Origin of the sequence: Caballeronia sp. INML3B, from assembly GCF_023631305.1 — a bacterium.
Classification (GTDB): domain Bacteria; phylum Pseudomonadota; class Gammaproteobacteria; order Burkholderiales; family Burkholderiaceae; genus Caballeronia; species Caballeronia turbans.
In genome coordinates, this window is the sequence record NZ_JALQDI010000002.1 from 114,843 (window position 1) to 138,925 (window position 24,083).

Here is a 24,083-nt window from a genome sequence, read left to right on the forward strand (position 1 = left end):
TGAAGGTGAGGTCAGGTGGTGTAAGTGCGCGCGCCAAAAATGGCGGTGCCGATACGCACGATCGTCGCGCCTTCGATCACGGCGGCTTCGAGATCGGCGGACATGCCCATCGAGAGCGTGTCGAGTTCGAGGCCATCGGCGCGTAGCGTGTTCATCAACTCGCGCAGGCGGACATGCGGCGCGCGTTGCGCATCGAGGGTATCGGCGGGCTCGGGTATCGCCATCAGGCCGCGCAAACGCAGGCCGGGCAGGGCGGCGACCGCGTGCGCGAGCGCGGTGGCTTCATCCGGCTCGACGCCGCTCTTCGACGCCTCGCCGCTCACGTTGACCTGAATGCACACGTTGAGCGCGGGCGTGCCTTCGGGACGTTGCGCGGAGAGCCGCTCCGCGATCTTGAGCCGGTCGATGGAATGCACCCAGTCGAACTGCTCGGCGACGAGCTTCGTCTTGTTCGATTGCAGCGGCCCGATGAAATGCCATTCGATGTCGCCGCGCAGATCACCGAGCGCGGCGATCTTCGCGATGCCTTCCTGCACGTAGTTCTCGCCGAACGCGCGCTGGCCGGCGTCGAAGGCGGCGCGCACGTCGTCGGCGGGAAAGGTCTTGGACACGGCGAGCAGCTTGATGGACGCCGCATCGCGCGACGCGCTTTGCGCGGCCTTCGCGATGCGTCGACGGACTTCTTCGAGGTGTTGAGCGATGGACATACCTGAGACAGCCATGAGAACCATCCGGCCATTATACGAATCGCTCAACCGTACAGCAGATGCTCCAGCAGTTGAATCCAGTGCGTGACGGGCGTCGACGTGCCGCTTTGCAGATGCGCGATGCAGCCGACATTGGCCGATACGATCATCTGCGGCTCCAGCTTCTCCAGCCGGTCGAGCTTCTGATTGCGCAGCGTGTACGAGAGCTTCGGCTGCAGGACCGAATACGTCCCCGCCGATCCGCAGCACAAGTGGCTGTCGGCGGGCAGGCGCACTTCGAGCCCGAGCGCGGTCAGCAATTGCTCGACGCGTCCGCGGATCTGCTGTCCGTGCTGCAACGTGCACGGCGGATGGAACGCCACGGTATGCACGCCGCGCCGACGCGAAAGCGCGACGAGCTCCTCCTCGTACATCGGCAGGATTTCGGCGAGATCGCGCGTCAGGTCGACGATCTTCTGCGCCTTTTCCGCGTACGCCGGATCGTTGCGCAACAGATGCGCGTACTCCTTCACCGTCGCGCCGCAGCCCGACGCGTTCATCACGATCGCCTCGACGCCGCTTTCCACATACGGCCACCATGCGTCGATGTTGTTGCGCACGTCGTCGAGCGCGTCTTCGTTGTAGCCGAGATGCAGGCGGATCGCGCCGCAGCAGCCCGCGGACGGCGCCGTGACGATCTCGATGCCGAGCGCGTCGAACACGCGGGCCGTTGCGGTGTTGACGTTAGGCATCATCGCCGGTTGCACACAGCCGGCGAGCATCAGCATCTTGCGTTCATGCTTGTTCGTGGGCGCCGCGAGCGGCCGCTCGGGCACGGGAATCTTCGCGCGCAGCTTGCGCGGCAGGATGCCGCGGAACTGCTGCCCGAGCTTCATCGCGGGCGTGAAGAGCGTGCTGTTCGGCAGGAAGCTCGCGAGGAGGCGCCGTTGCAGGCGCTGGCGCATCGGCCGCTCGACCTTTTCTTCGACGATCTTGCGCCCGATCTCGACGAGCCGTCCGTACTGCACCCCCGATGGACACGTGCTTTCGCAATTGCGGCACGTGAGACAGCGGTCCAGATGCAGTTGCGTGCTGCGCGAGACCGGCGCGCCTTCGAACATCTGCTTCATCAGATAGATGCGCCCGCGCGGCCCGTCGAGCTCGTCGCCGAGTATCTGATACGTCGGGCAGGTCGCCGTGCAGAAGCCGCAGTGCACGCACTTGCGCAGGATGGCGTCGGCTTCGTCGCCATCGGCCGTGCCGCGGATGAATTCGGCGAGATTGGTTTGCATCGAAGCGCCTAAAAGTCGGGGTACAAACGCGCGCGGTTGAAGATGCGCGCCGGATCGAATGCGGCTTTCAATCCACGATGAATCTTCATCAGCGGCGCGGGCAGCGGCGTGAACACGCCCGCGTTGCGATCGTAGGCGGAGCCTGCGCGGAATATCGTCGCGTGCCCGCCCGCCTGCTTCGCGCTGATGCGCACGGTTTGCGGATCGGTGTCGGTGATCCACCAGCGCTGCGCGCCGCCCCATTCCATCAACTGCGCGCCCGGCAGATGCAGCGGCTCCGCGATCGACGGCAACGCGAGCCGCCACAGCGCCGAGCGCGGTTCGATCACCGCGAAGAACGGGTCCGTCTGCTCGCGCATGCCGATCCAGAAACGGTCGGCTTCGACCGCATCGACGACCTCGCCGCCGAGCGTATTGCGCGCTGTCTTTACAGCAGCTTCCGCGCCTGCGAGACGCAGCGCAAGCGTGCCGTCGCGCCACGCGCTGCCGCAGATCGGCAATGGATGGCCGCCCCATTCGTTGAGCTTGCGCACGCCGTCGGTGGCGTGCATGTCGAACTTGAGCGTGGCTTCGGCGACGGGGCGCGGCAGCACCTTGATCGAGAGTTCGAGAATCAGGCCGAGCGTGCCGAGCGAACCCGCTAGCAGGCGCGACACGTCATACCCGGCGACGTTCTTCACCACTTGTCCGCCGAAATGCAGCACTTGCCCGTGACCGTTCATGACGACCGCGCCGAGCACGAAATCGCGCGGCGCGCCGGTCCATGCGCGGCGCGGGCCCGCGAGCCCCGCGGCGATGCAGCCGCCCAGCGTCGCGTTGCGCCCGAAGTGCGGCGGCTCGAACGGCAGCATCTGGTTGTGCTCTCTGAGTGCCGCTTCGATTTCGGCGAGCGGCGTGCCGCTTCGCGCAGTGATGACGAGTTCCGCCGGATCGTAAGCGATGATGCCGCGATACACGCGCGTGTCGAGGATCTCTCCCTGGAGCGTCTGCCCGTACCAGTCTTTCGTGCCACCCCCGCGCACGCGCAGCAGCGTGCCGGTTTCGGTGGCCCGGGCGATCCTCTCCGACCAGCCGGCGACGATGTCGTCCTGTTCCATGGATGTTCCGCTCATTCGTCGATTTCGATCCGACTTCCGTGTTCAGCTTTCTAATGGCTGTCCGATCGATTGTACCGGCCGCTTAACCCCGCCACACTCGGAGAAACGTGGATAGCGCAACGCGCGCCGCGCGTCGTGAGACTTCAGAAGCGCGGCAATTCGGGATGCGGCAACAGCCCGCCCCGGACATGCATCTTGCCGTACTCGGCGCAGCGCGCGCGCGTCGGGATACCCTTGTCGGGATTGAGCAGGCCCGGCGGATCGAACGCGCGCTTGACCGCGAAGAACGCGTCGCGCTCTTCCGGCGAAAACTGCACGCACATCGAATTGATCTTTTCGATGCCGACGCCATGCTCGCCCGTCACCGTGCCGCCCAGCTCGACGCAACACTCCAGGATGTCGCAGCCGAACGCCTCGGCGCGATGCCATTCATCGAGATCGTTGCCGTTGAACAGAATCAGCGGATGCATGTTGCCATCGCCGGCGTGGAACACGTTGATGCAGCGCAGCGCGTACTTCTTCTCCATCTCTTCGATGCGCTTGAGCAGCGGCCCGATCGCGCGGCGCGGTACGGTACCGTCCATGCAGTAATAGTCCGGCGAGATGCGGCCCGCCGCCGGGAACGCGTTCTTGCGGCCCGACCAGAACTTGAGGCGCTCGGCTTCGGAACGCGAGATCTGGATGCGCGACGCGCCGTGCTCGCGCAAAACCGCCGTCATGCGGACGATTTCCTCGGCGACTTCGTCGTGCGTGCCGTCGGATTCGCACAGCAGGATCGCGGCGGCGTCGAGGTCGTAGCCCGCGTTGACGAACTCTTCGACCGCGCGCGTCGCGGGTTTGTCCATCATTTCCAGGCCGGCCGGGATGATGCCCGCGGCGATGATCGCCGCGACGGCGTCGCCGCCTTTCACGACATCGTCGAAACTCGCCATGATGACCTGCGCCGTTTGCGGCTTCGGGATCAGCTTGACCGTGATCTCGGTGACGATCGCAAACATGCCTTCGCTGCCGATCAGCACCGCGAGCAGATCGAGGCCCGGCGCGTCGGGGCCGAGCGAGCCGAACTCGACGACGTCGCCTTCCATCGTCACCGCGCGCACGCGCAGGACGTTGTGCACCGTGAGGCCGTATTTCAGGCAGTGCACGCCGCCGGAGTTCTCGGACACATTTCCGCCGATCGTGCACGCGATCTGCGATGACGGATCGGGCGCGTAATACAGCCCATAGGGCGCGGCAGCTTCCGAAATGGCGAGGTTGCGCACGCCCGGCTGCACGGTCGCGGTGCGCGCGTATGGATCGACTTCGACGATCTTGCGAAAGCGCGCAAGCGACAGCACGATGCCGTGGCGAATCGGCATCGCGCCGCCGGAGAGGCCGGTGCCCGCGCCGCGCGGGACGATCGGAATCGAAAGACGCGCGCAGATTTGCACGACACGCTGCACCTGCGCCTCGGTTTCCGGCAGCGCCACCGCGAGCGGCAGGCGCCGGTACGCGGCGAGGCCATCGCATTCATACGGGGCGGTGTCTTCGTCGCGAAAGAGCAGACAGTGCGTCGGCAGCACGGCCATCAGCGCCTGCACGACTTCACGCTGACGCGCGGCGAGCTGATCTTCGGTCAGCTCGGGCGCGTCTTCGTGCGGCAGATTGGGCGACATCTGCTCGGCCTTGAGCTCGTCGGGTGCGTTCATGTCTCCTCCTTTTGATGCCTGCGCGGTCAGTGGCGCTTATTTCATGCGTGCATCTTGCGCTTCTTCAGCCTTCGAAAGTGAAGATTTTCCCGGGGTTCATCAGGTTTCTCGGATCGAGTGCCTGTTTGATGGCGCGCATCGTCGCGATGGCGTCCTCGCCGTGCTCCTCGATCATGAAGCTCATCTTGTGCAGCCCGACGCCGTGTTCGCCGGTGCAGGTGCCGCCCATCTCGAGCGCCCGTCCGACGATGCGCCGGTTGATGCGCTCGGCTTCTTCCAGCTCTTCGGGCTTGTTGGGATCGAGCAGCATCGCGACGTGAAAATTGCCGTCGCCGACGTGACCGACGATCGGGCTCGGCAAGTACGAGCCTTGCAGATCCTTTTCCGTTTCCTCGACACATTCGGCGAGACGCGAGATCGGCACGCAGACGTCAGTGGTGACGGCGCGGCAGCCGGGCTTCAGTTGCAGCATCGCGAAATACGCCGAATGGCGCGCGTTCCAGAGACGGCTGCGGTCTTCGGGACGCGTCGCCCATTCGAAGTCCTCGCCGTTGTTCTCCGCGACGATGTCCTGCACGGTCTGCGCCTGTTCCTGCACGCCGGATTCGGTACCGTGGAATTCGAAGAACAGCATCGGCGATTCGCGCAGCGTCAGATTCGAGTGACGGTTGATGGCGCGCACGGCGAGTTTGTCGACGAACTCGACGCGCGCGATCGGCACGCCCATCTGAATGGTTTCGATGACGGCGCGCACGGCATCTCCCATCGACGGAAATGCGCACACGGCCGCCGAAATCGCTTCGGGCTGCGGATAAAGACGCACCGTGATTTCGGTGATGACGCCGAGCGTGCCTTCCGAGCCGACGAAAAGACGCGTGAGGTCGTAACCCGCGGACGATTTGCGCGCGCGCGTGCCGGTTTTGATGACGCGGCCATCGGCGAGCACGACGGTGAGGCCGAGGACGTTTTCGCGCATCGTGCCGTAGCGCACGGCGTTGGTGCCCGAGGCGCGCGTCGCGGACATGCCGCCGATGCTCGCGTCGGCGCCGGGATCGATCGGGAAGAAGAGGCCCGTGTCCTTCAGCGCTTCGTTCAGTTGCTTGCGGGAGATGCCGGGTTGCACCGTGACCGTGAGGTCTTCGGCGTTGATCGAGACGATCTGGTTCATCTCGGAGAGGTCGATGGAGACGCCGCCCTGGACCGCGAGCAAGTGACCTTCGAGCGAGGAGCCGTTGCCGTAGGGAATGATCGGGACGTCGTGTTCTGCGCAGAGCTTCACGATGGCCTGCACTTCGTCGATGCTGCGCGCGTAGACGACGGCGTCGGGGAGTTGCGGATCGAACGGCGATTCGTCGCGGCCGTGGTGTTCGCGGACGGCTTGCGATGCCGTCGCGCGCTCGCCGAATCTTGCTTTCAGCGCTTCGAAAAGCGACGCGGGAAAGGGACGCTTCTGAAGTGCTTGATGTTCTGTGGGGTGGTTCACTTGCGTGTCTCCGGGCGGTGCGGCTTTGTGTTCTTGCTTGCGCTTGGTATGGGCGTTGCGGTTTTCGCGTGATGCCTCGTGACTGGCTCGTTTTGCGGTTCGCGCGAAAGCCGTACGGTGTTCATTCCATTTTACGCCGTCGGAGAGAGGCCGGCGGGGCGGGTTTATGGCGGTTTCGAGTGCGTCGGCGTGCCTATAATGGGTCGGTTTTTTGTCTGCTTATCAGGGAGACAGCGATGGGTAACCGCTTGAGCAAGATCACCACGCGTACTGGCGACGATGGAACCACAGGACTGGGCGATGGGAGCCGGGTTTCGAAAGACGATACGCGCATCGCCGCGATCGGGGATGTCGACGAATTGAATTCCTGTATTGGCGTGCTTTTATGCGAGCCGATGCCCTCCGATATTCGCGCCGCGCTGACGCAGATTCAAAACGATTTATTCGATCTCGGTGGCGAGTTGTCGATTCCCGGGCATTCGATGATTCAGACTTCTCATCTTGCTCAACTCGATGCGTGGCTGGAAGAGTACAACGCGACTTTGCCTCCGTTGAAGGAGTTTATTTTGCCGGGTGGGTCGAGGGCGGCGGCGCTTGCTCATGTTGCGCGGACGGTTTGTCGGAGGGCGGAGAGGGGGATTGTGGCGTTGGGACGTGCAGAGACCGCGGGAGTGAATGAGGCGCCGAGGAGGTATGTGAACCGGTTGTCGGATTTGATGTTTATTTGGGCTCGGGTGCTAAATCGGGCGGACGGAGGAAGCGATATCTTATGGACTCGTGCAACTGAGCGATAGCAGCACGCCAAAACACCATTGGTTTGATTCAACTTCGTCTTCCATCTCGCACTCTGGGTTCTTTTTAGATTGGAAATGCACGCGATAAGCGCAGAGTTCGAAATAATCCAAAAAGATTAAGCCAAACTCTGGAAACGATTGTCCTTCACGCCCGATGCCAGCAAATTCGGTTCTAGCGACGACTGCTCTGTTCTCATAGCCTACTTTGTAGACGGCTTACTCGGATCGCCGTCTACAACGATGTCAGGAAACTCAGTTTCCGCCGCCACGTACTACGCGCCGCTGCTTAACCGCTTCCGCCAATCCCTCAAGCACCTTCACACTCTCATCCCATCCGATACAGGCATCGGTGACGCTTTGCCCGTAGGTCAATTCGCATCCTTCCTTCAGATCCTGGCGTCCCGCAACCAGATGCGACTCCACCATCACTCCGACAATCCGCTCATCCCCAGCAGCCAGTTGCTTGCCAATATCCTCACAAACCGGAATCTGATTCTCATGCTTCTTCGAGCTATTGGCATGGCTCGCGTCAATCATTAATCGCGCAGCCAAGCCAGCCTTCCCAATATCGCTACACGCAGCATCCACACTCGCCGCATCGAAATTAGGCGTCTTGCCACCGCGCAAAATGATGTGGCAATCCTCATTACCAGCGGTAGAAACAATCGCCGAATGGCCGCCCTTGGTCACAGAGAGAAAATGATGCGGCTGCGAAGCCGCCTTGATCGCATCCACAGCAATCTTGACGTTACCGTCAGTACCGTTCTTGAATCCCACCGGGCAAGACAACCCGGAGGCAAGCTCGCGGTGTACTTGAGACTCCGTGGTCCGCGCCCCAATCGCGCCCCACGAAATCAGATCGGCGATGTACTGCGGACTGATCATGTCGAGATACTCGGTCCCCGCAGGCAAGCCAAGCTCATTGATATGCATGAGCAACTCCCGCGCGGCCCGCAACCCATCATTGATCTTGAAGCTGTTATCCATGTACGGATCGTTGATCAGCCCCTTCCAGCCGACCGTTGTCCGCGGCTTTTCGAAATACACCCGCATCACGATCTCAAGTTCACCAGCAAACCGCTTACGCTGCTCGATCAATCGCCCCGCGTACTCCAATGCAGCCTTCGGATCATGAATCGAGCAAGGCCCGACGATGACGATCAGGCGATCATCCATCCCATGAAGAATGCGATGCATCGACTGCCGCGCGTTGTAGATGAGTTCGGAAACCGGCTCGGCGCAGGGAAATTCGCGGATCAGATGCGCGGGCGGGGTCAGCTCTTTCAACTCGCGGATGCGAACATCATCGGTATTGTGCGGGGGCATGTCGTTCTCCAACGGCAACGTTCTAATCAAAATATGAGACGAAAAAAAACCGCCAGACTCGCTGGCGGTTTTTCGGGAATTTCGGCTTGTTCAACCTGTGTACGACTCACCCCTCTCGATCCGCCAGCGGCTTGAGATGCCAAAAGAAATAAAAATAAAACTTGGCGGACATGATGGGTCGAAGGGGTGTCGCAAAAAGTTGTGACTGCTTTTATAACCTCAAACGTGCGGCGCTGACAACCCTGCAACTAAGAAAACGCGGACAATCCGCATCGGACGGCGCGGCCACGCCGCATACCCACCCATCCGATGCGGAAATGCCGCATACAAATCACACCGTCCCGCCGACCGTCATCTTCTCGATGCGCAATGTCGGCTGACCGACGCCCACCGGCACGCTCTGGCCTTCCTTGCCGCACACGCCGACGCCGCTATCGAGCGACATGTCGTTGCCTATCATCGTCACGTACTTGAGCGATTCCGGGCCGCTTCCGATCAGCGTCGCGCCTTTCACCGGATACGTGATCTTGCCGTTCTCGATCATGTACGCCTCGGACGCCGAGAAGACGAACTTGCCGTTGGTGATGTCGACCTGACCGCCGCCGAAATTCACCGCATACAAGCCGTTCTTGACCGAGGCGAGAATTTCCTTCGGGTCCTTGTCGCCGTTGAGCATGTACGTGTTCGTCATGCGCGGCATCGGCAGCGCGGCGTACGATTCGCGGCGCGCGTTGCCCGTCACCGGCATTTTCATCAGGCGCGCATTGAGCGAATCCTGGATGTAGCCCTTCAGAATGCCGTCCTCGATCAGCGTCGTGCACTGCGTCGGGTTGCCTTCGTCGTCGATATTGAGCGAGCCGCGCCGATTCGGAAGCGTGCCGTCATCCACCACGGTGACGCCCTTCGCCGCCACCTGCTCGCCGATCATCCCCGCGAACGCCGACGATCCCTTGCGGTTGAAATCGCCCTCGAGCCCGTGTCCGACCGCCTCGTGCAGCAGCACGCCGGGCCAGCCCGGCCCGAGCACCACCGTCATCGCGCCAGCGGGAGCCGGGCGCGCTTCGAGATTGACGAGCGCCGCGTGCACGGCATCGTCGACGTACTTGTTCAGGATGTCGTCGGTGAAATAGCCGTAGTCGAAGCGTCCGCCGCCGCCGCCCGTGCCGATTTCACGTCGCCCGTTCTGCTCGGCGATCACCGTCACCGACACGCGCACGAGCGGGCGCACGTCCGCCGCGAGCGCGCCGTCGCTGCGCGCGACGAGCACGACGTCATACTCGCCGGCGAGACCGGCCATCACCTGCGTGATGCGCGGATCCTTGCCGCGGGCCATCTGCTCGACGCGCTCCAGCAACTTCACCTTGGCGTTCGCATCGAGCGAATGCAGCGGATCGGCAGGCAGATACAGATCGCGCCCCGATACGCCCGTGAGCGTGCTCGCCGGTTTGATCTTGTGCTTGCCGCCGCCCGCCTTGGCGATGGCGCGCGTCGCGATCGCGGCCTGGCGGATGGATTCGGGCGACAGGTCGTCCGAATAGGCGAACGCCGTGCGCTCGCCGGACACGGCGCGCACGCCGACGCCCTGATCGATGCTGAAGCTGCCTGATTTGACGATGCCTTCTTCGAGACTCCACGCTTCGCTGCGCGTGGACTGGAAATAGAGGTCCGCGTAATCGACACGATGCGTGAAGATTTCCGCGAGCGTACGAGTGATCAGCCCTTCGTCGAGGCCGTAGGGCGTGAGCAAAACGTCCTTCGCCGTGACCAGGTTACGAATGCCGGGTTCGATGATATTCATGCGGTGCCTATTACGTGTTCTGTGACGAGTTCGATGATATTTCAGACGAATTGCAGCCTATTCTACGGTCTGATCCAGTCAGGTCATGTGCGCGGGCAAACCGCGTCTTCGAGTCGTCAGTTGAGTGAGCCGCGCGATCACCCGATCACGCGATGTCGATAAGCCGGCAAGCTCTGCCGCACGGCTGCGATGCGTTGCAGATCGATACCGCCCGCGACCACGCCCATGCCCTCGTCCTTGACGGCGACGATCGCGCCCCACGGATCGATCAGCATGCTGTGGCCCCACGTCCTGCGGCCGTTCTCGTGCCTGCCGCCCTGCGCCGCGGCCAGCACGTAGCATTGATTCTCGACGGCGCGCGCCTTGAGCAGCGTTTCCCAGTGCGCATTGCCGGTCGTGTAAGTGAACGCGGAAGGCACGACCATCAGCGCGCAATCGCCGAGCTTGCGGTACAGCTCGGGAAAGCGCAGGTCGTAGCACACCGACAATCCCACGCGCCCGAACGGCGCCTCGAACGTCCGCACTTCGCTGCCAGGACAGATGGTGCGCGATTCGTCGAAGGATTCTTCGCCCTTTTCGAAATTGAACAGATGAATCTTGTCGTAGCGCGCGACCTGCTTGCCAGTCGGATCGAAGACGAGCGTCGTGTTCAGGACGCGGTTCGGTTCGGGCGATTGCAGCGGAAGTGTCCCGCCGATGATCCACACGCGATGCTCGCGCGCCGCATCGGACAGAAATTGCTGGATCGGACCCGCGCCGGGCGTTTCGCGGATCGCGAGCTTGTCGGTGTCCTTGAAGCCCATGTAGCAGAAATATTCGGGCAGGAGCACGAGCTGAGCGCCGCCGCGCGCAGCTTCGGCGATGAGGCGCCCGGCGTCGGCCAGATTGCGGTCGCGCTCGGGCGTGCTGACCATCTGCAGCGCGGCGACCTGAAACGGGGCCGCGCTTTCGCTCGATCTTTCGCTCATGTCTTTTGTGCGCTGATAAAAAAGGGGACGAAAAAACGGCGTCGCCGGGGCGGGTGCGACCGCCCGTTTTCAGCGGGCAGCGGACGGAACCGCGGTGGCGGCGGGTGTTTCGATCTTACCCTGATCGCCAGTGAGCCGCTTAACGACGGGTTTGCTCCATGAGCCGGTGATCGAATAGTCGAGCGCAAATGCTTTTTGAATCGATGCCGACAGCGCGATGTCCGCCGCAAGCACGCCGAGGCCGAGCAAGGGATTGATCACCGCGGCGCCGATCGCAGCCGCGCCCGCGCCGACCGTCGGAATCACCTTCACGTGAAGGTCCTGCGTCTGCTTCGGCATATCGACGAGGCCCTGCATCTGCACGCGCGCGGGCGATGTGACCATGAGAAAGTCGTCCGTGCGGCTGATGCCATCGACGATCTTCGCATTGCCCGTGATCTTCTCGAACGGCAGACCCTTTCCGACGACATCCTCGAAGTGCAGCGTCAGCAGATTGGCGAGGCTGCGCAGGCTGAAGATGCCGAGCCACTTCGCCGCGCCCGGCGCACGCAGGATCTGGCCGTGACGCAGATCGACGGCGACGTCGCCATCGAGCGTGTTCACATCGACGGCAGTCGGACCGCCGTTCCAGCCCGCATGGCCCGCGACCGTGCCGCTGCCCGAGTTGACGACGCGCGGCGCGCCGAAACGGTCGATCAACTGTCCGCCGTTCTTCACATCGAGCTTGAAAGCGAGCGACGTGCGGCGCGGCGCGCCGTCGTCGGTGTTTGCCTTTACGACGCCGCCCGGCAGCGTGCGCCACGTGGCGTTCGCGGTGAGCGTCGCGTCGGGGTTCGCGAGCTCGAGCTTGTCGAGTGTCCAGATCGGTTCGTCGGCGATGACTTCGTTGTGCGCGTCGACTTCGAGCCGCCCGAGGCTGTGACCGCGATACACGAGCTCGTTCACGATGAGATCGATCGTCGGCACGTTGCGCGGCGGCTTTTTCATGACCTGCCCGGTGGATTCGCTTCCCGTCTTGTCCGGAATCACGACTTTCGCGAAGCGCGCATGCAACGCGCCGGGACTGTCCCGGGTCGCGCCCGGCGTCCACGCAACATCGCCCGACACCCGATCCGACGCGATGTTCGCCTGCCACTTGCGATCGGCACCGCTCGCGTCGATCGCGATGTTCTCCCACCGCCGGTCGAGCAGCTTGAGCGTCGTGATGTGGATGGCAGCGCGCGTCGGGACGAACTGACTGACGCTCTCGCTCATCGGGGGGGCAGGCGCGTTCGCGTCGGCGGCTTGCGGCGTCGCGGCGCCGGCGGCGGCGATATCGGCGAACACCTTGCGCCATGCGTCGGCATCGAGCTCGTTCAGATCCGCGTTCGCGATGACGCCTTCGGCCGGCAAGTCGGCGGCCTTGTTCAAGCCGATCGCGCCGCGCACGACTTTCAGACGCGCGCGCATGTTCATCGGCTCGGCCGCGTTTTGCGGATCGATCCTGACCTGCGCGCGGCCTATCTGCTGCAGTACGTAATGCGCTGCCACCGGCCCGAAGCTGAGCCGCGCGTCGTGGAGGTCCGACGCACCGCCCGGCGCGGGCTGGAACGTGAAAGAGAAGGGCATCGGCGTGCCTTGCGGCTTGCTGAACGGCGCGGGCAGATCGATGCCGAGTCCCGTCAGATCCGAGCGAGCCTGCACGATCGGCAACGCGTTCCTCGCGCCGTGCACGTGCAGCTCGTAAGGCGCGGTGCCGTTGATCCGCTTCATGAATTCCGCGACCTGCGGCGTGATCCGCTTGTTGAGCCGCGTGGCGGCGTCCGCGCCGATGCGCCCGTTCACGTCGATCGCATAGCTGCCGTCGGGCTGCACGCCGCCTTTTGCACGCACGTCGCCGCCGAGCAACTGCGCGGTCAGGCCGTCGAGCGTCACGGTCTTCGCGGCGAAGTCGGCGCGGCCGCGCAGATGCGTGAGCGGCGGCAGATTGCCGTAGGTGACTTCGTTGTCCGCGAAGGTGAGCGAGCCTTTGTACTCGGGCTTGATCGGCGGTTGCGGCGCGGGCGGACGATAGCGCGGAATGCCGAGCGTGAGCGCGAGTGCGGCGTCGCCTTTGGCGTCGATCTTGCGCGTCGCGTGCTTCGCCATCAGGCCGAGCGAACTGTCGTCGACGTATTGCAGCATGTCGGCGAGCGGGCCGCGTGCCTTGCCGTCGATCCACAACTTCGTCTCACGATTGCCCGTATCGTCGATGCGTCCGATGACCTTCGAAACCTTCACGCCGCGGTAATGCCCCTTGTCGATGTCGAACCCGAGCTTGTTCTGCGCGAGCGTGAATGTGCCGTCGATGCCCTCGAACGCCGGCCAGAAGTTCGGCAGGCCGTTGGCCATCTTGCGCGGCGGAAACGGCGTCGGGTCGAACTTGCCGCCGCTGAACGGCGCCTCGATGCGGAAGATGCCCGCGTCGGGAAACTTCGCGTAAGGGAAGCGCGTGAGATCGCCGTGCACTTCGATCGTCCCGTTCTTCGCGACGCCCGCCTGCAGCGCATGGCCGAGATAGACGCGCACGCGCTCGTTCAGGCTCGTCGGCAGATAGCGCACGAGGCTCGTCACCTTCAGATGCGCGACCTTCGCCTTCAGGTCGAGATTGCCGCGTCCGTGGCCCTGGTTCCAGTAATCGGCGGTGGCTTCGCCTTCGGCGTCGGCGTTTTTGACGCGCAGTCTTTCGAGGTGGATCGTGAAGGCGCGGCGCAGTTCGCCCGGCGCGATCGCGTCGGCCACAGTCCAGCGCGCATTGCCTTGCAGCGAGTCGAAGGTGAGGCGGGGATCGTCGAACGCGCCGGGGATGATGACGGCCACGTTCTTCGTGTCGATCGTGATCCGGCCTTCCTTCTCGTTCGCGTCGACCGTGCCCCACATGTTCTCGACGCCCGGAATGCCCGCGCGGGGATGATTGTTGATCGTGAGTCCGGGTGGCGGCTCCTGCGCCTGGATGCTAAGACCCTGGAGATCGCCCTTCAACGCGTAGTGCAAAAGCGGCGCGTCGCCCTTCTTGCGCTGCTCCTGCGCTTCTTGTTCGGTCTTCGGCGCGGCGCGCTCGGTGAAGATCGTGTAGTTCGACACCTGGCCGCGCGGATTGAAGCGCACGAGTTCGTTGAGCACTTTTGCCGGCACCGGCAGCGCGCGCGTGAATTCCGCAAGGATGCCGATATCGACGGAATCGCCCGTCAGCCGCACCAGTTGTCCCTTGCCCACGCCCGGCGGCCGATATGTGCCCGTCAGCGAGCGCGACACGAGCAGGCGCGTGACCGGCGTGCCGTCCTCGAGCGGCGGCTGGCCGAGCTCCGCATGCAGGTCGCGCAGATTCAACGTGTACTCGGTGTCGTTCCTGTCGATGCTCCAGCCGAAGCGCGCGATCGGCAGATCGAGACGCGGCTGCGTCGCGCGCACGCGCAGCGCGACGTTCGCGCCGGTCAGCTCGCCGGTCGCGTTCTGCAACTGGCCGCCGGCGAAGTTCAGCCAGATCTGGTTGTTGATGCGCCCGCCGTACATCTGGAAAGGCAGCTTCACGTAGCGCGCGAGCATCGGCAGATCGACCGGCCCGGTCGACATGTAGAGACGGCCGGCCCAGTTGGCGGGCGCGCCCATCGCGGAAAAAGGCTGATGACGGAAGTCCGCGCGCAAGTCGAGCGGGCCGTGCAGCACGTCGCCGTCGGCGGGCGCCTTGAGCGCGAGCCGATGCCGCGTGCCGTCGTTGATGATCGCGAGATGCAGGCGCTTGAACGCGATCTCGGGCGCGGCGCGTTGAGCGTCGCGCCAGCGCAGCGTGCCGTCGCGCAGAAGGATGCGGTCCTGGCCGAGCAGCCAGGTCGTGAACGCGTTAGAGCCGGTCCGATGCGTGGGAATCGGCACGCCCGCGACGGTCAGCGCGCCGTCCGCATTGCGCGCGATGATCACGTCGGGGCCGTCGACGGTCAGGTCCGCGAGCTTGGGCCGCAGATGCAGCAGAGAGGCCCACGCGATGCTCGCGCTCGCGTGCGGCACGGCGAGACCCGGCGAGCCATCGGCGGCGTCGATGCTCAGATTGTCGATATCGAGTGTCGGCGAAAGCCCCGACCATCGCGCGGAAATCCTGCCGATATGCAACTGCGCCTGAATCTTCGATGAGACGAGTTCCTCGATGCGCGGCCGGAACGAATCGACCTGCGGCATGACGATATAGCGCAGGCCGACATACACGCCCGCCACCGCGAAATACGCGATGGCCGCGATGACCAGAACGATTTTGAAGACGCGTGAAAGCACGCGCTCGGCGTTGCCGCTGGGCTTGGCTTGTCCAACTTCGGTCGGGTCGACGGATCGTCTGCTGTCGGACATGCTGCTGCTGTCGGGCGATATGGTAGTTTTGCGTGTTTGACGCTGAAATGTAACACGGGCAAAGCGGGGAAGGCCGCTGCCCGTGTACGCGTGGATGCTCGCAAAGTCGCGCCCGGCAAGACTCGCGGCGCAATGCGTGAAGCGTTATGTCTTACCGGAAGCAATGAGCGAACCCAACCATTCATGACCGCCGACACTCTCCTCAGTTCCGACTATTCCAACTATGCGGCGCGCGCATATGCAGCGCGGCCCGAACTGGCGTCGAATGTCGCGCAGTGGGCGCGCTCGCGCATCACGCGCGCATGGATCGAGGCGCGTCTCGATGCGCACTGCAAGCCGTGCACCGAAAACGGCGTGCTCGACGAGGCCGCGCTCAAGACCGCGCTGCGTCGACTGCGAACGGATGTGTTTTGCACGGTGATGGAGCGCGATCTCGCGGGCGCGGCGGATGTCGCCGAAGTCACCGGCGCGATGACCGATCTCGCCGAAGTCACCGTCCAGCGCGCGCTCGCGGTGTTGTCCGCGGATCTCGAAGCGCTCTTCGGCGAACCGCGCGGACCGGACGGCGAGCGGCTCACGCTGGGCGTCGTCGGCATGGGCAAGCTCGGCGGGCGCGAGCTGAACGCATCGTCGGACATCGACCTGATCTTCGTTTATGAAGAGGACGGCGAAACCTCGGGCGGCACGCGCTCCGCGCTCGCGACGCAGGAATTCTTCACACGGCTCGGCAAACGTCTGATCGGCGCGCTCGCGGAGATCACGCAGGACGGCTATGTGTTCCGCGTCGACATGCGGCTGCGGCCCAACGGCGATTCCGGCCCGCTCGTGTGCAGCCTCGGGATGCTCGAAGAGTATTTCTACGTGCAGGGCCGCGAGTGGGAGCGCTACGCATGGATCAAGGGGCGGCTCGTTTCGGAGACACAAAGCGAATCCGCCAGGCGCCTCATGAAACAGCTCGAAGCGATCGCGACGCCGTTCATCTACCGGCGCTATCTCGATTACGGCGTGATCGCGGCGATCCGCTCGCTGCATCAGCAGATTCGGCAGGAAGCGCGGCGGCGCGCATCGATGCGTCCCGACAAAGCCGACGACATCAAGCTCGGACGCGGCGGCATCCGGGAGATCGAGTTCAGCGCGCAAGTGTTTCAGTTGATTCGCGGCGGTCAGGCGGCGGATTTCCGCATTCGTCCGACGCTCGCCGTGCTCGAACGCGCCGCCGCGCACGGCTTGCTCGCGCCCGACGTGTGCGCGGCGCTGTCCGACGCGTATTTGTTCCTGCGCACGGTCGAGCATCGGCTGCAATATCGCAACGACGCGCAGACGCACGCGATGCCCGTCGCGGACGACGAGCGCGCGCGGCTCGCGAAGTCGCTCGGTTTCGCGGACTATGCCGCGCTGATGGAAAAGCTCGATGCGCATCGCGAGCTCGTCGAGCAGCAGTTCGACGCGATCTTCGCCGACAAGGTGAGCGGGCAGGGCGGCTGCGGCGTCGCGGAGGATTCGGCGGCGTCGTGGATCTGGAGCAGCGCGCTCGCCGACGACTCCGCGCAGGAAGAACTCGCCGCACGCCTGGCGGAACTCGGCTTTGCGGACCCCGCGCCAGTGCTTTCGCGTCTGACCGGCGTGTGGAATTCGGCGCGTTATGCAGGCTTGCCGTCGCAGAGCCGCGAGCGCTTCGACATCGTTGCGCAGCGGGCGCTCGAAGCCGTGCAGTCGAACGATGCGGGCAAGCGCGGCGACATCATCGTGCGGCTGTTCGATCTGCTCGAAGCGATCGGCAAACGCGGCGCGTATCTCGCGTTGCTGACGGAATATCCGGCGGCGCTCGAGCGCGTGCTGTCGGTGCTGTCGGGCTCGCGCTGGGCGGCGGGCTATCTGATCCGCCATCCGCAATTGCTCGACGAATTACTCGACGACGAAGCGATCGCCAGCCCGTTCGACTGGTCCGAGTTCAAGCGCTCGCTGATCGCGCGGCTCGACGCTGCCGAGGACGTCGAGCATCAGATGGATCTGTTGCGTCACGCGCACCAGGCCGAAGTGTTCCGCATTCTGCTGATCGATCTCGCCGGCCATTTGAGCGTCGAGCATGTGAGCGACCGTCTTTCCGAACTCGCCGATGCCGTGCTCGACGTAACTGTACGAACCGTGTGGAAGCAGTTCCCGAAGCGGCATCGCGAGACGCCGCGTTTCTCGGTCATCGCGTACGGGAAGCTCGGCGGCAAGGAACTGGGCTACGCGTCGGATCTCGATCTCATCTTTCTCTACGACGATGACGACGACGCGGCCTCCGACATCTACGCGATGTTCACGCGCCGCCTCATCACGTGGCTCACGGCGGCGACCGGCGCGGGCACGCTGTTCGACGTCGATTTGCGCCTGCGGCCGAACGGTGAATCCGGCCTGCTCGTGACCGATCTCGCAACGTTTCGCCGCTATCAGATCCGCGAGGGCGACGCGGCGAACACCGCGTGGGTCTGGGAGCATCAGGCGCTTTCGCGCGCACGCTATAGCGCGGGCGATGCCGAAATCGGCGCGGAGTTCGAGAAGATTCGCGCCGACGTGCTCATCATGGAGCGCGATGCCGCCGCTCTGGCGCGCGAGATCGCGACGATGCGTCAGCGCGTCGCCGACGGCCATCCGAATCGCAGCGAACTGTTCGACCTGAAGCACGATCGCGGCGGCATGGTCGATATCGAGTTCATCGTGCAGTACTGGGTGCTGCTGCATGCGCGCGAGCATCGCGCGTTTCTGCGCAACGCGGGCAATATCACGCTGCTCAAGATCGCTGCGCAAAGCGGACTGATCGCCGAAGCGCAAGCGGAAGTCATCGGCGCGGCTTACCGGCATTATCGCAAGCTCCAGCACACGCTGCGGCTCGACGGCATGGAGAAGGCGCGCGTCGATCCGGCCGAGGTTCAGACCGAGCGCGACGCGGTGACAGCGTTGTGGGAGCGGGTGTTCAGCGTGGCGGGCTGAGCCGGCTTCAGGCGGCCAGCATTTCCTTCGCGTGCTTGCGCGTGGTCGCGGTGATCTCCAGCCCGCCCAGCATGCGCGCGACTTCCTCGATGCGCCTGCTCTTGTCGAGCGGGGTCACCGTGCTCACGGTGCCGCCGGCGTCGTCCGGAGACTTCGCGACCTGGAAGTGCTGATCGCCGCGCGCGGCCACCTGCGGCAGGTGCGTCACGCACAGGACCTGACGGTCACGCCCGAGTTGATGTAGCAGACGCCCGACCACCTCCGCGACACCGCCGCCGATGCCCGTGTCCACCTCGTCGAAGATGAGCGTGGGCGTCGGGCTCGCGGTGCTCGCGATCACGGCGAGCGCGAGGCTGATACGCGCCAGTTCGCCGCCTGACGCGACTTTCGCGAGCGGTCTCAACGCGACGCCCGCATGACCGGCAACGCGGAACTCGACCTGCTCCAGCCCGTTGGCGCCGCCTTCGGCGAGGGGCACGAGCGCGACTTCGAAGCTGCCGCCCGCCATCGACAATTCCTGCATGCCGGCGGTGACTGCTTTCGAGAGATGCTTCGCGGCCTTCGCGCGCGCCTTCGACAACACGTTGGCGTGCGCGAGATATTCGCCTTTCGCTTTGTCCGCTGCGGCGTTGAGCGCGTCGAGATCGGCGGCGGCGTCGAGTTCGGCGAGCTGGCGGCGGCGCGCGTCGTGTTCCTCGGGCAGCGTTTCGGGCTGAAGGCGGAACTTGCGTGCCGTCGAGTGAAGTTGATCCATGCGCCTTTCGACTTGCGCGAGCCGGTCGGGATCGAGTTCGAGCCGCTGCGCGTAATGCGACAGCGAATACGACGCCTCCTGCAACTGGATCTCCGCCGGTTCGAGCGACGCGAGCACGTCATTAAGCGCGGGATCGATATCGGCGAGGCCGCGCACCTTCGAGATGATCGTGCCGAGCTGCGAGATCATGGCCTCGTCGGACTCCGAAAGCGCGCCGAGCGCGCCCTGCACGCCGTCGATGAGACTCGCCGAATGCGACAGCCGATGATGCTCCGCGCTCACTTCTTCCCATTCGCCCGGTTGCGGCGCGAGTTTGTCGAATTCGCTCAGTTGCCACGCGAGGCGTTCGCGCTCCAGTTGCAGCTCGCGGTCGCGGCTTTGCGCGGCCTCGACGGCCTGCTGCGCGTCGCGCATGGCCCGCCACGCGCGACTCACCGCGCCGGCGGTGTCGAGCAACTGCGCGTGCGTGTCGAAGAGTTCGCGCTGCGCGTCGGGACGCATCAGCAACTGATGCGCGTGCTGCCCGTGGATGTCGACGAGCATTTCACCCACTTCGCGAAGCTGCGCGAGCGTCGCGGGCGTGCCGTTAATGAACGCGCGGGAGCGGCCGCCCGAATCGATCACCCGGCGCAGCATGACCGAGTCGCTGTCTTGCGCCAACGCGTGCTCGTCCAGCCAGCGCGTCACCAAAGGATGGGTGCCGAACTCCGCGGTGATATCGGCGCGCGCCTGGCCCGTGCGCACGACACTCGCGTCGCCGCGGGCGCCGAGCGTGAGCGCGAGGGCGTCGATCAGGATCGACTTGCCCGCGCCGGTTTCTCCCGAAAAGACCGTGAAACCTGGATCGAAATCGATATCCAGCGTGGCGACGATGACGAAATCTCGAATGGAAAGATGACGGAGCATGGACGCTTCGGGAAAGGGGAAGACGAGAAGTTAGTTCAGAGCGAAGAGGCGTCCTGCGACGGATGCTCGTTCCAGTGCAGCTTCTTGCGCAGCGTCGCGTAAGTGCTGTAGCCGACCGGATGCAGCACCGGCACCGTGTGCTTCGAGCGCCGCACTTCGATCGCGTCGTTCAATTCGACGGCGGTGAAGGACTGCATGTCGAAATTCACGTTGACGTCCCGTCCGCCGATGATCTGGATGGTCACCTTCGAATCGTCAGGCAGCACGATCGGACGGTTCGACAGCGAATGCGGCGCAATCGGCACGAGCACGAAGCCTTGCAACTGAGGATGAAGAATCGGCCCCGCCGACGACAGCGCGTAAGCGGTCGAGCCCGTCGGCGTCGCGACGATCAGGCCGTCCGAGCGCTGGTTGTACATGAAGTGGCCGTCCACCGACACGCGCAGCTCCGCCATGCCGGAAAAGCCGCTGCGATTCACCACGACGTCGTTGAACGCGAGTGCGTGATAGATCGGCTTGTCGTCGCGCACGATGCGCGCTTCGAGCAGGCTGCGCTCCTCGCGCTCGAACTGGCCGGCGAGCAGTTGCGGGACGATTTCCTGCATCGCCTTGAGCGGAATGTCCGTGATGAAGCCGAGCCGCCCGTGATTCACGCCGATGAGCGGCGTCTTGTAGGGGGCGAGCTGTCGGCCGATGCCGAGCATGGTGCCGTCGCCGCCGAGCACGATTGCGACGTCCGCGCGCGCACCCATCTCCGCGATGGACAGCGCGGGAAACTCCGTCACACCGACGTCTTTCGCGGTGCCCGCCTCGAACACGACCTCGAAGCCTTGCTGCGCAAGAAGACCGGCGAGCGATCTCAGCGGCGCCTCGATGCCTGGCGTGTTGGTGCGCCCCACGAGGGCGACGGTCTTGAATTGGCCAATTTCCATGCCGGCATTACACCATAGTCAGAGATCGAAAAGAACCGTGGGCCAGGTTGGACGGTCGTGCTGCGACGGGACCGCGCGACGTTGCGCGGCACGCCCGTCGTTTCTCGCTAGAATGGAGCGGACGTTGAACGCAGCGCACGCGGCGCGGCTCGCCGCCCCCCGACTCGTTGAGCTAAAATTTCCCCATGCTAGACCCACGTGCACAAACCCTCCTCAAGACGTTGATCGAGCGCTATATCGCCGAAGGTCAGCCGGTCGGTTCGCGCACGCTATCACGCCATTCCGGTCTCGAACTGAGTCCCGCGACGATCCGCAACGTGATGTCGGATCTCGAGGAGCTCGGCCTCGTCGCGAGCCCCCATACGTCGGCGGGACGTATTCCCACGCCGCGCGGCTACCGGCTCTTCGTCGATACGATGCTGACTGTAGAAGCGCCGCAAGACGAAGCCATGACCACCGCGGTCAAGACCCGGCTGCAGGGCGAGGAGCCGCAGAAAATCGTCGCGGCGGCGGCGAGCGTGCTGTCCAATCTGTCGTCGTTCGCGGGCGTCGTGCTCACGCCGCGCCGCAGCCACATGTTCAAGCAGATCGAGTTCATGCGGCTGTCCGACAAGCGTATTCTGCTCATCATCGTGACGCCCGAGGGCGATGTCCAGAACCGCATGATGGCGACGCAGCGCGACTACTCGCCGTCGCAGCTCGTCGAAGCCTCCAATTACATCAACGCGCATTTTGCGGGCCTGTCCTTCGACGAAGTGCGCCGGCGCCTGCGCGAGGAAATCGATCAGTTGCGCGGCGACATGACCGCGCTCATGCAGGCGGCCGTGGTCGCGAGCACCGCCGAGACGGATCCCACGGACACCGTGCTCATTTCCGGCGAGCGCAACCTGCTCGAAGTGGCGGACCTTTCGTCCGACATGGCGCGGCTGCGCAAGCTTTTCGATTTGTTCGACCAAAAGACGAGCCTCCTGCAATTGCTGGATGTTTCGAGCCACGCGCAAGGCGTGCAGATTTTCATCGGCGGCGAGTCGAATCTCGTGCCGATCGAGGAAATGAGCGTCGTGACGGCGCCGTACGAGGTCAACGGGAAGATCGTCGGCACGCTCGGCGTGATCGGCCCGACACGCATGGCCTACAACCGCGTGATTCCGATCGTGGACATCACCGCGCGCCTGCTCTCGATGTCGCTCAGCCACCAGTAGCGCCATCTTGGCGCGGCACGCAAGGCTGCGCCACTAGGCCATTCGGCCAATGATGCGCTCGTGGACCCGCCGCTATAATGGTCTTCACCTTTTCGACGTCCCTTCCGGCCCGCTTGCCCTATGCGTTTCGACCTCGAGTTGCCCTCGCAGCCCAGCGCTTCCCATCGCGTCGCGGTGCTGCTGATCAATCTCGGCACCCCGGACGCGCCCACGCCGCGGGCGGTGCGCAAGTATCTGGCGCAATTCCTTTCCGATCCGCGCGTCGTCGAAATACCCTCGATCGTGTGGCAGGTCATTCTGCGCGGGCTGATCCTGCCGTTTCGCGGACGCGCGTCGGCGAAGAAATACGCTCAAGTATGGATGCCCGAAGGCTCGCCGCTGCGCGTGCATACGGAAAAGCAGGTCGAGGGCCTGCGGCGGCTGTTCGCGGCGAACGACTATCACGTGATCGTCGACTATGCGATGCGCTACGGTTCGCCCGGCATCGGCGCAATGCTGAATCAGCTGAAGCTCGAAGGCGCCGATCGCATCCTTCTTTTGCCGATGTATCCGCAATACTCATCGTCCACGACAGCCACCGCGTTCGACGATGCCTTTACCGCGCTCAAGCGCGTGCGCAATCAGCCGGAAATCCGCACGATCCGCCACTACGCGGATCATCCGGCATACATCGCCGCGCTTGCGGAGCAGGTGCGCGACTACTGGCGGCATCACGGCCAGCCCGATTTCGCCGCGGGCGACAAGCTCGTCCTGAGCTTCCACGGCGTGCCGAAGCGCACGATGGATCTCGGCGATCCGTATCACGACCAATGCCAGTTGACCGGCTCGCTGCTCGCGTCCGCACTCGGGCTCACGCCGGTGGAGTGTCGCGTGACGTTCCAGTCGCGCTTCGGCCGCGCGGAGTGGCTTCAGCCGTACACTGCGCCGACGGTCATGGAGCTCGGCGCAGGCGGCGTCGCGCGCGTGGACGTGTTCTGTCCCGGCTTCACGGCGGATTGCCTCGAAACGATCGAGGAAATCGGCATCGAGGTGCGTGACGAATTCCTGAAGGCTGGCGGCAGGCATTTCCACCGGATTCCCTGTCTGAACTCGGCTTCCGCGTGGATCAAGGCGCTCGGCGAGATTGCCGCGCAGCATCTGCAGGGATGGCCCGTACAGTCCGTGCAGCCGCTCACCGCGGTGGCCTGAACAAGGCTTTTCAAGCATTCACCGATGAATCACAAAATTTCGACGGAACCTGGCGCGCGTTTGCGCATCGATAAGTGGCTTTGGGCGGCGCGTTTCTACAAAACGCGTTCGCTTGCGAGCGATGCGGTGGAGAAGGGCCGCGTGAAGGTCGGCGGGGCGAATGTAAAGCCGTCGAAGGATGTGCGTGTCGGCGATATCGTCGAGATCGACATCGAGGGGCTCGTCTGGCAGGTCGAAGTACTCGGGTTGTGCGACGTGCGCGGCCCGGCGACGGTCGCGCGAATGCTCTACGCCGAGGCCGAGGACGGCCGGGCGAAGCGCATGGCCGAGGCCGAGCGTCGCAAGACGTTCCGCGAACCCGCAGCCGGCATGCAGGGCAGGCCAACCAAACGAGACCGGCGGATCATCGACAAATTTTCTCGTTCGGATTGAAGTAGCTTTCGATGGTCGCGTGAACGCCGCCGTACTCGGTGTTACGGTCGGTCACGACGCCGGACATGCAGATGGTGGTCGTTCCCGCGACGAGTACCAGGGCGACCACCGCAATAGCAAAGGTCAGTTTCATGGTACCCCCGGAGAACGGGTTGCCCGGTCAGAAAGCGGCCGGTTCAGGAAACGGGCAAGGGCTGAAAGCGGT

The 24,083-nt window shown here is 64.2% G+C and carries 17 protein-coding genes; 5 read left to right on the forward strand and 12 right to left on the reverse strand.

Annotated features, from left to right (window positions below):
- Positions 1-11: 11 nt before the first annotated feature.
- From NCS58_RS02845 to NCS58_RS02865, 5 genes are all read right to left on the reverse strand, one after another.
- On the reverse strand, positions 12-707 hold the full coding sequence (locus tag NCS58_RS02845) for a YggS family pyridoxal phosphate-dependent enzyme (RefSeq protein WP_250476350.1): 696 nt from the start codon (positions 705-707) through the stop codon (positions 12-14).
- 44 nt (positions 708-751) lie between these two features.
- Positions 752-1,978 (reverse strand): glycolate oxidase subunit GlcF, encoded by a 1,227-nt coding sequence (gene glcF / locus NCS58_RS02850; RefSeq protein WP_061117782.1) that lies wholly within the window; start codon positions 1,976-1,978, stop codon positions 752-754.
- Positions 1,979-1,986: 8 nt separating this feature from the next.
- A complete protein-coding gene (gene glcE, locus NCS58_RS02855; protein ID WP_061117781.1) occupies positions 1,987-3,075 on the reverse strand; it encodes a glycolate oxidase subunit GlcE in 1,089 nt (362 codons plus the stop codon).
- 143 nt (positions 3,076-3,218) lie between these two features.
- A complete protein-coding gene (locus tag NCS58_RS02860) occupies positions 3,219-4,763 on the reverse strand; it encodes an FAD-linked oxidase C-terminal domain-containing protein (protein WP_061117780.1) in 1,545 nt (514 codons plus the stop codon).
- 64 nt (positions 4,764-4,827) lie between these two features.
- Positions 4,828-6,246 carry an FAD-binding oxidoreductase gene (locus NCS58_RS02865; protein ID WP_250537801.1) on the reverse strand — a complete coding sequence of 473 codons (1,419 nt, stop codon included), beginning with the start codon at positions 6,244-6,246 and terminating at the stop codon, positions 4,828-4,830.
- 236 nt (positions 6,247-6,482) lie between these two features.
- On the opposite strand from NCS58_RS02865, the gene NCS58_RS02870 reads away from it, so the two are divergent.
- The gene (locus tag NCS58_RS02870; protein WP_061117778.1) at positions 6,483-7,040 is read left to right on the forward strand and encodes a cob(I)yrinic acid a,c-diamide adenosyltransferase; all 558 of its coding nucleotides are present in this window, start codon (positions 6,483-6,485) and stop codon (positions 7,038-7,040) included.
- Positions 7,041-7,292: 252 nt separating this feature from the next.
- Here the strand turns inward: NCS58_RS02870 and aroG are convergent, their stop codons facing one another.
- The 4 genes from aroG to NCS58_RS02890 form a co-directional block, all read right to left on the reverse strand.
- Entirely contained in the window at positions 7,293-8,366 is a 1,074-nt protein-coding gene (gene aroG / locus NCS58_RS02875; protein WP_061117884.1) for a 3-deoxy-7-phosphoheptulonate synthase AroG, read from the reverse strand.
- Between the two features lie 331 nt (positions 8,367-8,697).
- Positions 8,698-10,164: a metalloprotease TldD gene (tldD, locus tag NCS58_RS02880; RefSeq protein WP_061117777.1), complete on the reverse strand. Its 1,467-nt coding sequence runs from the start codon at positions 10,162-10,164 to the stop codon at positions 8,698-8,700.
- Between the two features lie 137 nt (positions 10,165-10,301).
- Entirely contained in the window at positions 10,302-11,132 is an 831-nt protein-coding gene (locus tag NCS58_RS02885; RefSeq protein WP_250537802.1) for a carbon-nitrogen hydrolase family protein, read from the reverse strand.
- 69 nt (positions 11,133-11,201) lie between these two features.
- The gene (locus NCS58_RS02890) at positions 11,202-15,488 is read right to left on the reverse strand and encodes a YhdP family protein (protein WP_250537803.1); all 4,287 of its coding nucleotides are present in this window, start codon (positions 15,486-15,488) and stop codon (positions 11,202-11,204) included.
- A gap of 183 nt (positions 15,489-15,671) precedes the next feature.
- Here NCS58_RS02890 and glnE point away from each other — a divergent pair, with 183 nt between their 5' ends.
- The gene (glnE, locus tag NCS58_RS02895; RefSeq protein ID WP_061117774.1) at positions 15,672-18,464 is read left to right on the forward strand and encodes a bifunctional [glutamate--ammonia ligase]-adenylyl-L-tyrosine phosphorylase/[glutamate--ammonia-ligase] adenylyltransferase; all 2,793 of its coding nucleotides are present in this window, start codon (positions 15,672-15,674) and stop codon (positions 18,462-18,464) included.
- Between the two features lie 7 nt (positions 18,465-18,471).
- On the opposite strand, the gene recN is transcribed toward glnE, so the two are convergent.
- Both recN and NCS58_RS02905 read right to left on the reverse strand, forming a co-directional pair.
- Complete coding sequence (gene recN, locus NCS58_RS02900; RefSeq protein ID WP_061117773.1) at positions 18,472-20,124, reverse strand: DNA repair protein RecN; 1,653 nt, start codon at positions 20,122-20,124, stop codon at positions 18,472-18,474.
- A gap of 35 nt (positions 20,125-20,159) precedes the next feature.
- The gene (locus NCS58_RS02905) at positions 20,160-21,056 is read right to left on the reverse strand and encodes an NAD kinase (protein WP_061117772.1); all 897 of its coding nucleotides are present in this window, start codon (positions 21,054-21,056) and stop codon (positions 20,160-20,162) included.
- A gap of 185 nt (positions 21,057-21,241) precedes the next feature.
- Here NCS58_RS02905 and hrcA point away from each other — a divergent pair, with 185 nt between their 5' ends.
- The 3 genes from hrcA (at position 21,242) to NCS58_RS02920 (ending at position 23,878) form a co-directional block, all read left to right on the forward strand.
- Complete coding sequence (gene hrcA / locus NCS58_RS02910) at positions 21,242-22,258, forward strand: heat-inducible transcriptional repressor HrcA (RefSeq protein WP_061117771.1); 1,017 nt, start codon at positions 21,242-21,244, stop codon at positions 22,256-22,258.
- 120 nt (positions 22,259-22,378) lie between these two features.
- Positions 22,379-23,446, forward strand: a complete 1,068-nt coding sequence (hemH, locus tag NCS58_RS02915; protein WP_250476315.1) for a ferrochelatase — start codon at positions 22,379-22,381, stop codon at positions 23,444-23,446.
- Between the two features lie 24 nt (positions 23,447-23,470).
- Positions 23,471-23,878: an RNA-binding S4 domain-containing protein gene (locus NCS58_RS02920; RefSeq protein WP_250537804.1), complete on the forward strand. Its 408-nt coding sequence runs from the start codon at positions 23,471-23,473 to the stop codon at positions 23,876-23,878.
- Here NCS58_RS02920 and NCS58_RS02925 read toward each other — a convergent pair.
- Positions 23,850-24,011, reverse strand: coding sequence for a hypothetical protein (locus tag NCS58_RS02925; protein WP_181291003.1), 162 nt, complete (start codon positions 24,009-24,011; stop codon positions 23,850-23,852). The genes NCS58_RS02920 and NCS58_RS02925 overlap by 29 nt on opposite strands.
- Positions 24,012-24,083 lie beyond the last annotated feature (72 nt).

Coding starts and splice junctions, on each gene's coding strand:
- NCS58_RS02845 (WP_250476350.1), bottom strand. CDS start 707: ATGTCCATCGCTCAACACCTCGAAGAAGTCCGTCGACGCATCGCGAAG.
- glcF (WP_061117782.1), bottom strand. CDS start 1,978: ATGCAAACCAATCTCGCCGAATTCATCCGCGGCACGGCCGATGGCGAC.
- glcE (WP_061117781.1), bottom strand. CDS start 3,075: ATGGAACAGGACGACATCGTCGCCGGCTGGTCGGAGAGGATCGCCCGG.
- NCS58_RS02860 (WP_061117780.1), bottom strand. CDS start 4,763: ATGAACGCACCCGACGAGCTCAAGGCCGAGCAGATGTCGCCCAATCTG.
- NCS58_RS02870 (WP_061117778.1), top strand. CDS start 6,483: ATGGGTAACCGCTTGAGCAAGATCACCACGCGTACTGGCGACGATGGA.
- aroG (WP_061117884.1), bottom strand. CDS start 8,366: ATGCCCCCGCACAATACCGATGATGTTCGCATCCGCGAGTTGAAAGAG.
- tldD (WP_061117777.1), bottom strand. CDS start 10,164: ATGAATATCATCGAACCCGGCATTCGTAACCTGGTCACGGCGAAGGAC.
- NCS58_RS02885 (WP_250537802.1), bottom strand. CDS start 11,132: ATGAGCGAAAGATCGAGCGAAAGCGCGGCCCCGTTTCAGGTCGCCGCG.
- NCS58_RS02890 (WP_250537803.1), bottom strand. CDS start 15,488: ATGTCCGACAGCAGACGATCCGTCGACCCGACCGAAGTTGGACAAGCC.
- glnE (WP_061117774.1), top strand. CDS start 15,672: ATGACCGCCGACACTCTCCTCAGTTCCGACTATTCCAACTATGCGGCG.
- recN (WP_061117773.1), bottom strand. CDS start 20,124: ATGCTCCGTCATCTTTCCATTCGAGATTTCGTCATCGTCGCCACGCTG.
- NCS58_RS02905 (WP_061117772.1), bottom strand. CDS start 21,056: ATGGAAATTGGCCAATTCAAGACCGTCGCCCTCGTGGGGCGCACCAAC.
- hrcA (WP_061117771.1), top strand. CDS start 21,242: ATGCTAGACCCACGTGCACAAACCCTCCTCAAGACGTTGATCGAGCGC.
- hemH (WP_250476315.1), top strand. CDS start 22,379: ATGCGTTTCGACCTCGAGTTGCCCTCGCAGCCCAGCGCTTCCCATCGC.
- NCS58_RS02920 (WP_250537804.1), top strand. CDS start 23,471: ATGAATCACAAAATTTCGACGGAACCTGGCGCGCGTTTGCGCATCGAT.
- NCS58_RS02925 (WP_181291003.1), bottom strand. CDS start 24,011: ATGAAACTGACCTTTGCTATTGCGGTGGTCGCCCTGGTACTCGTCGCG.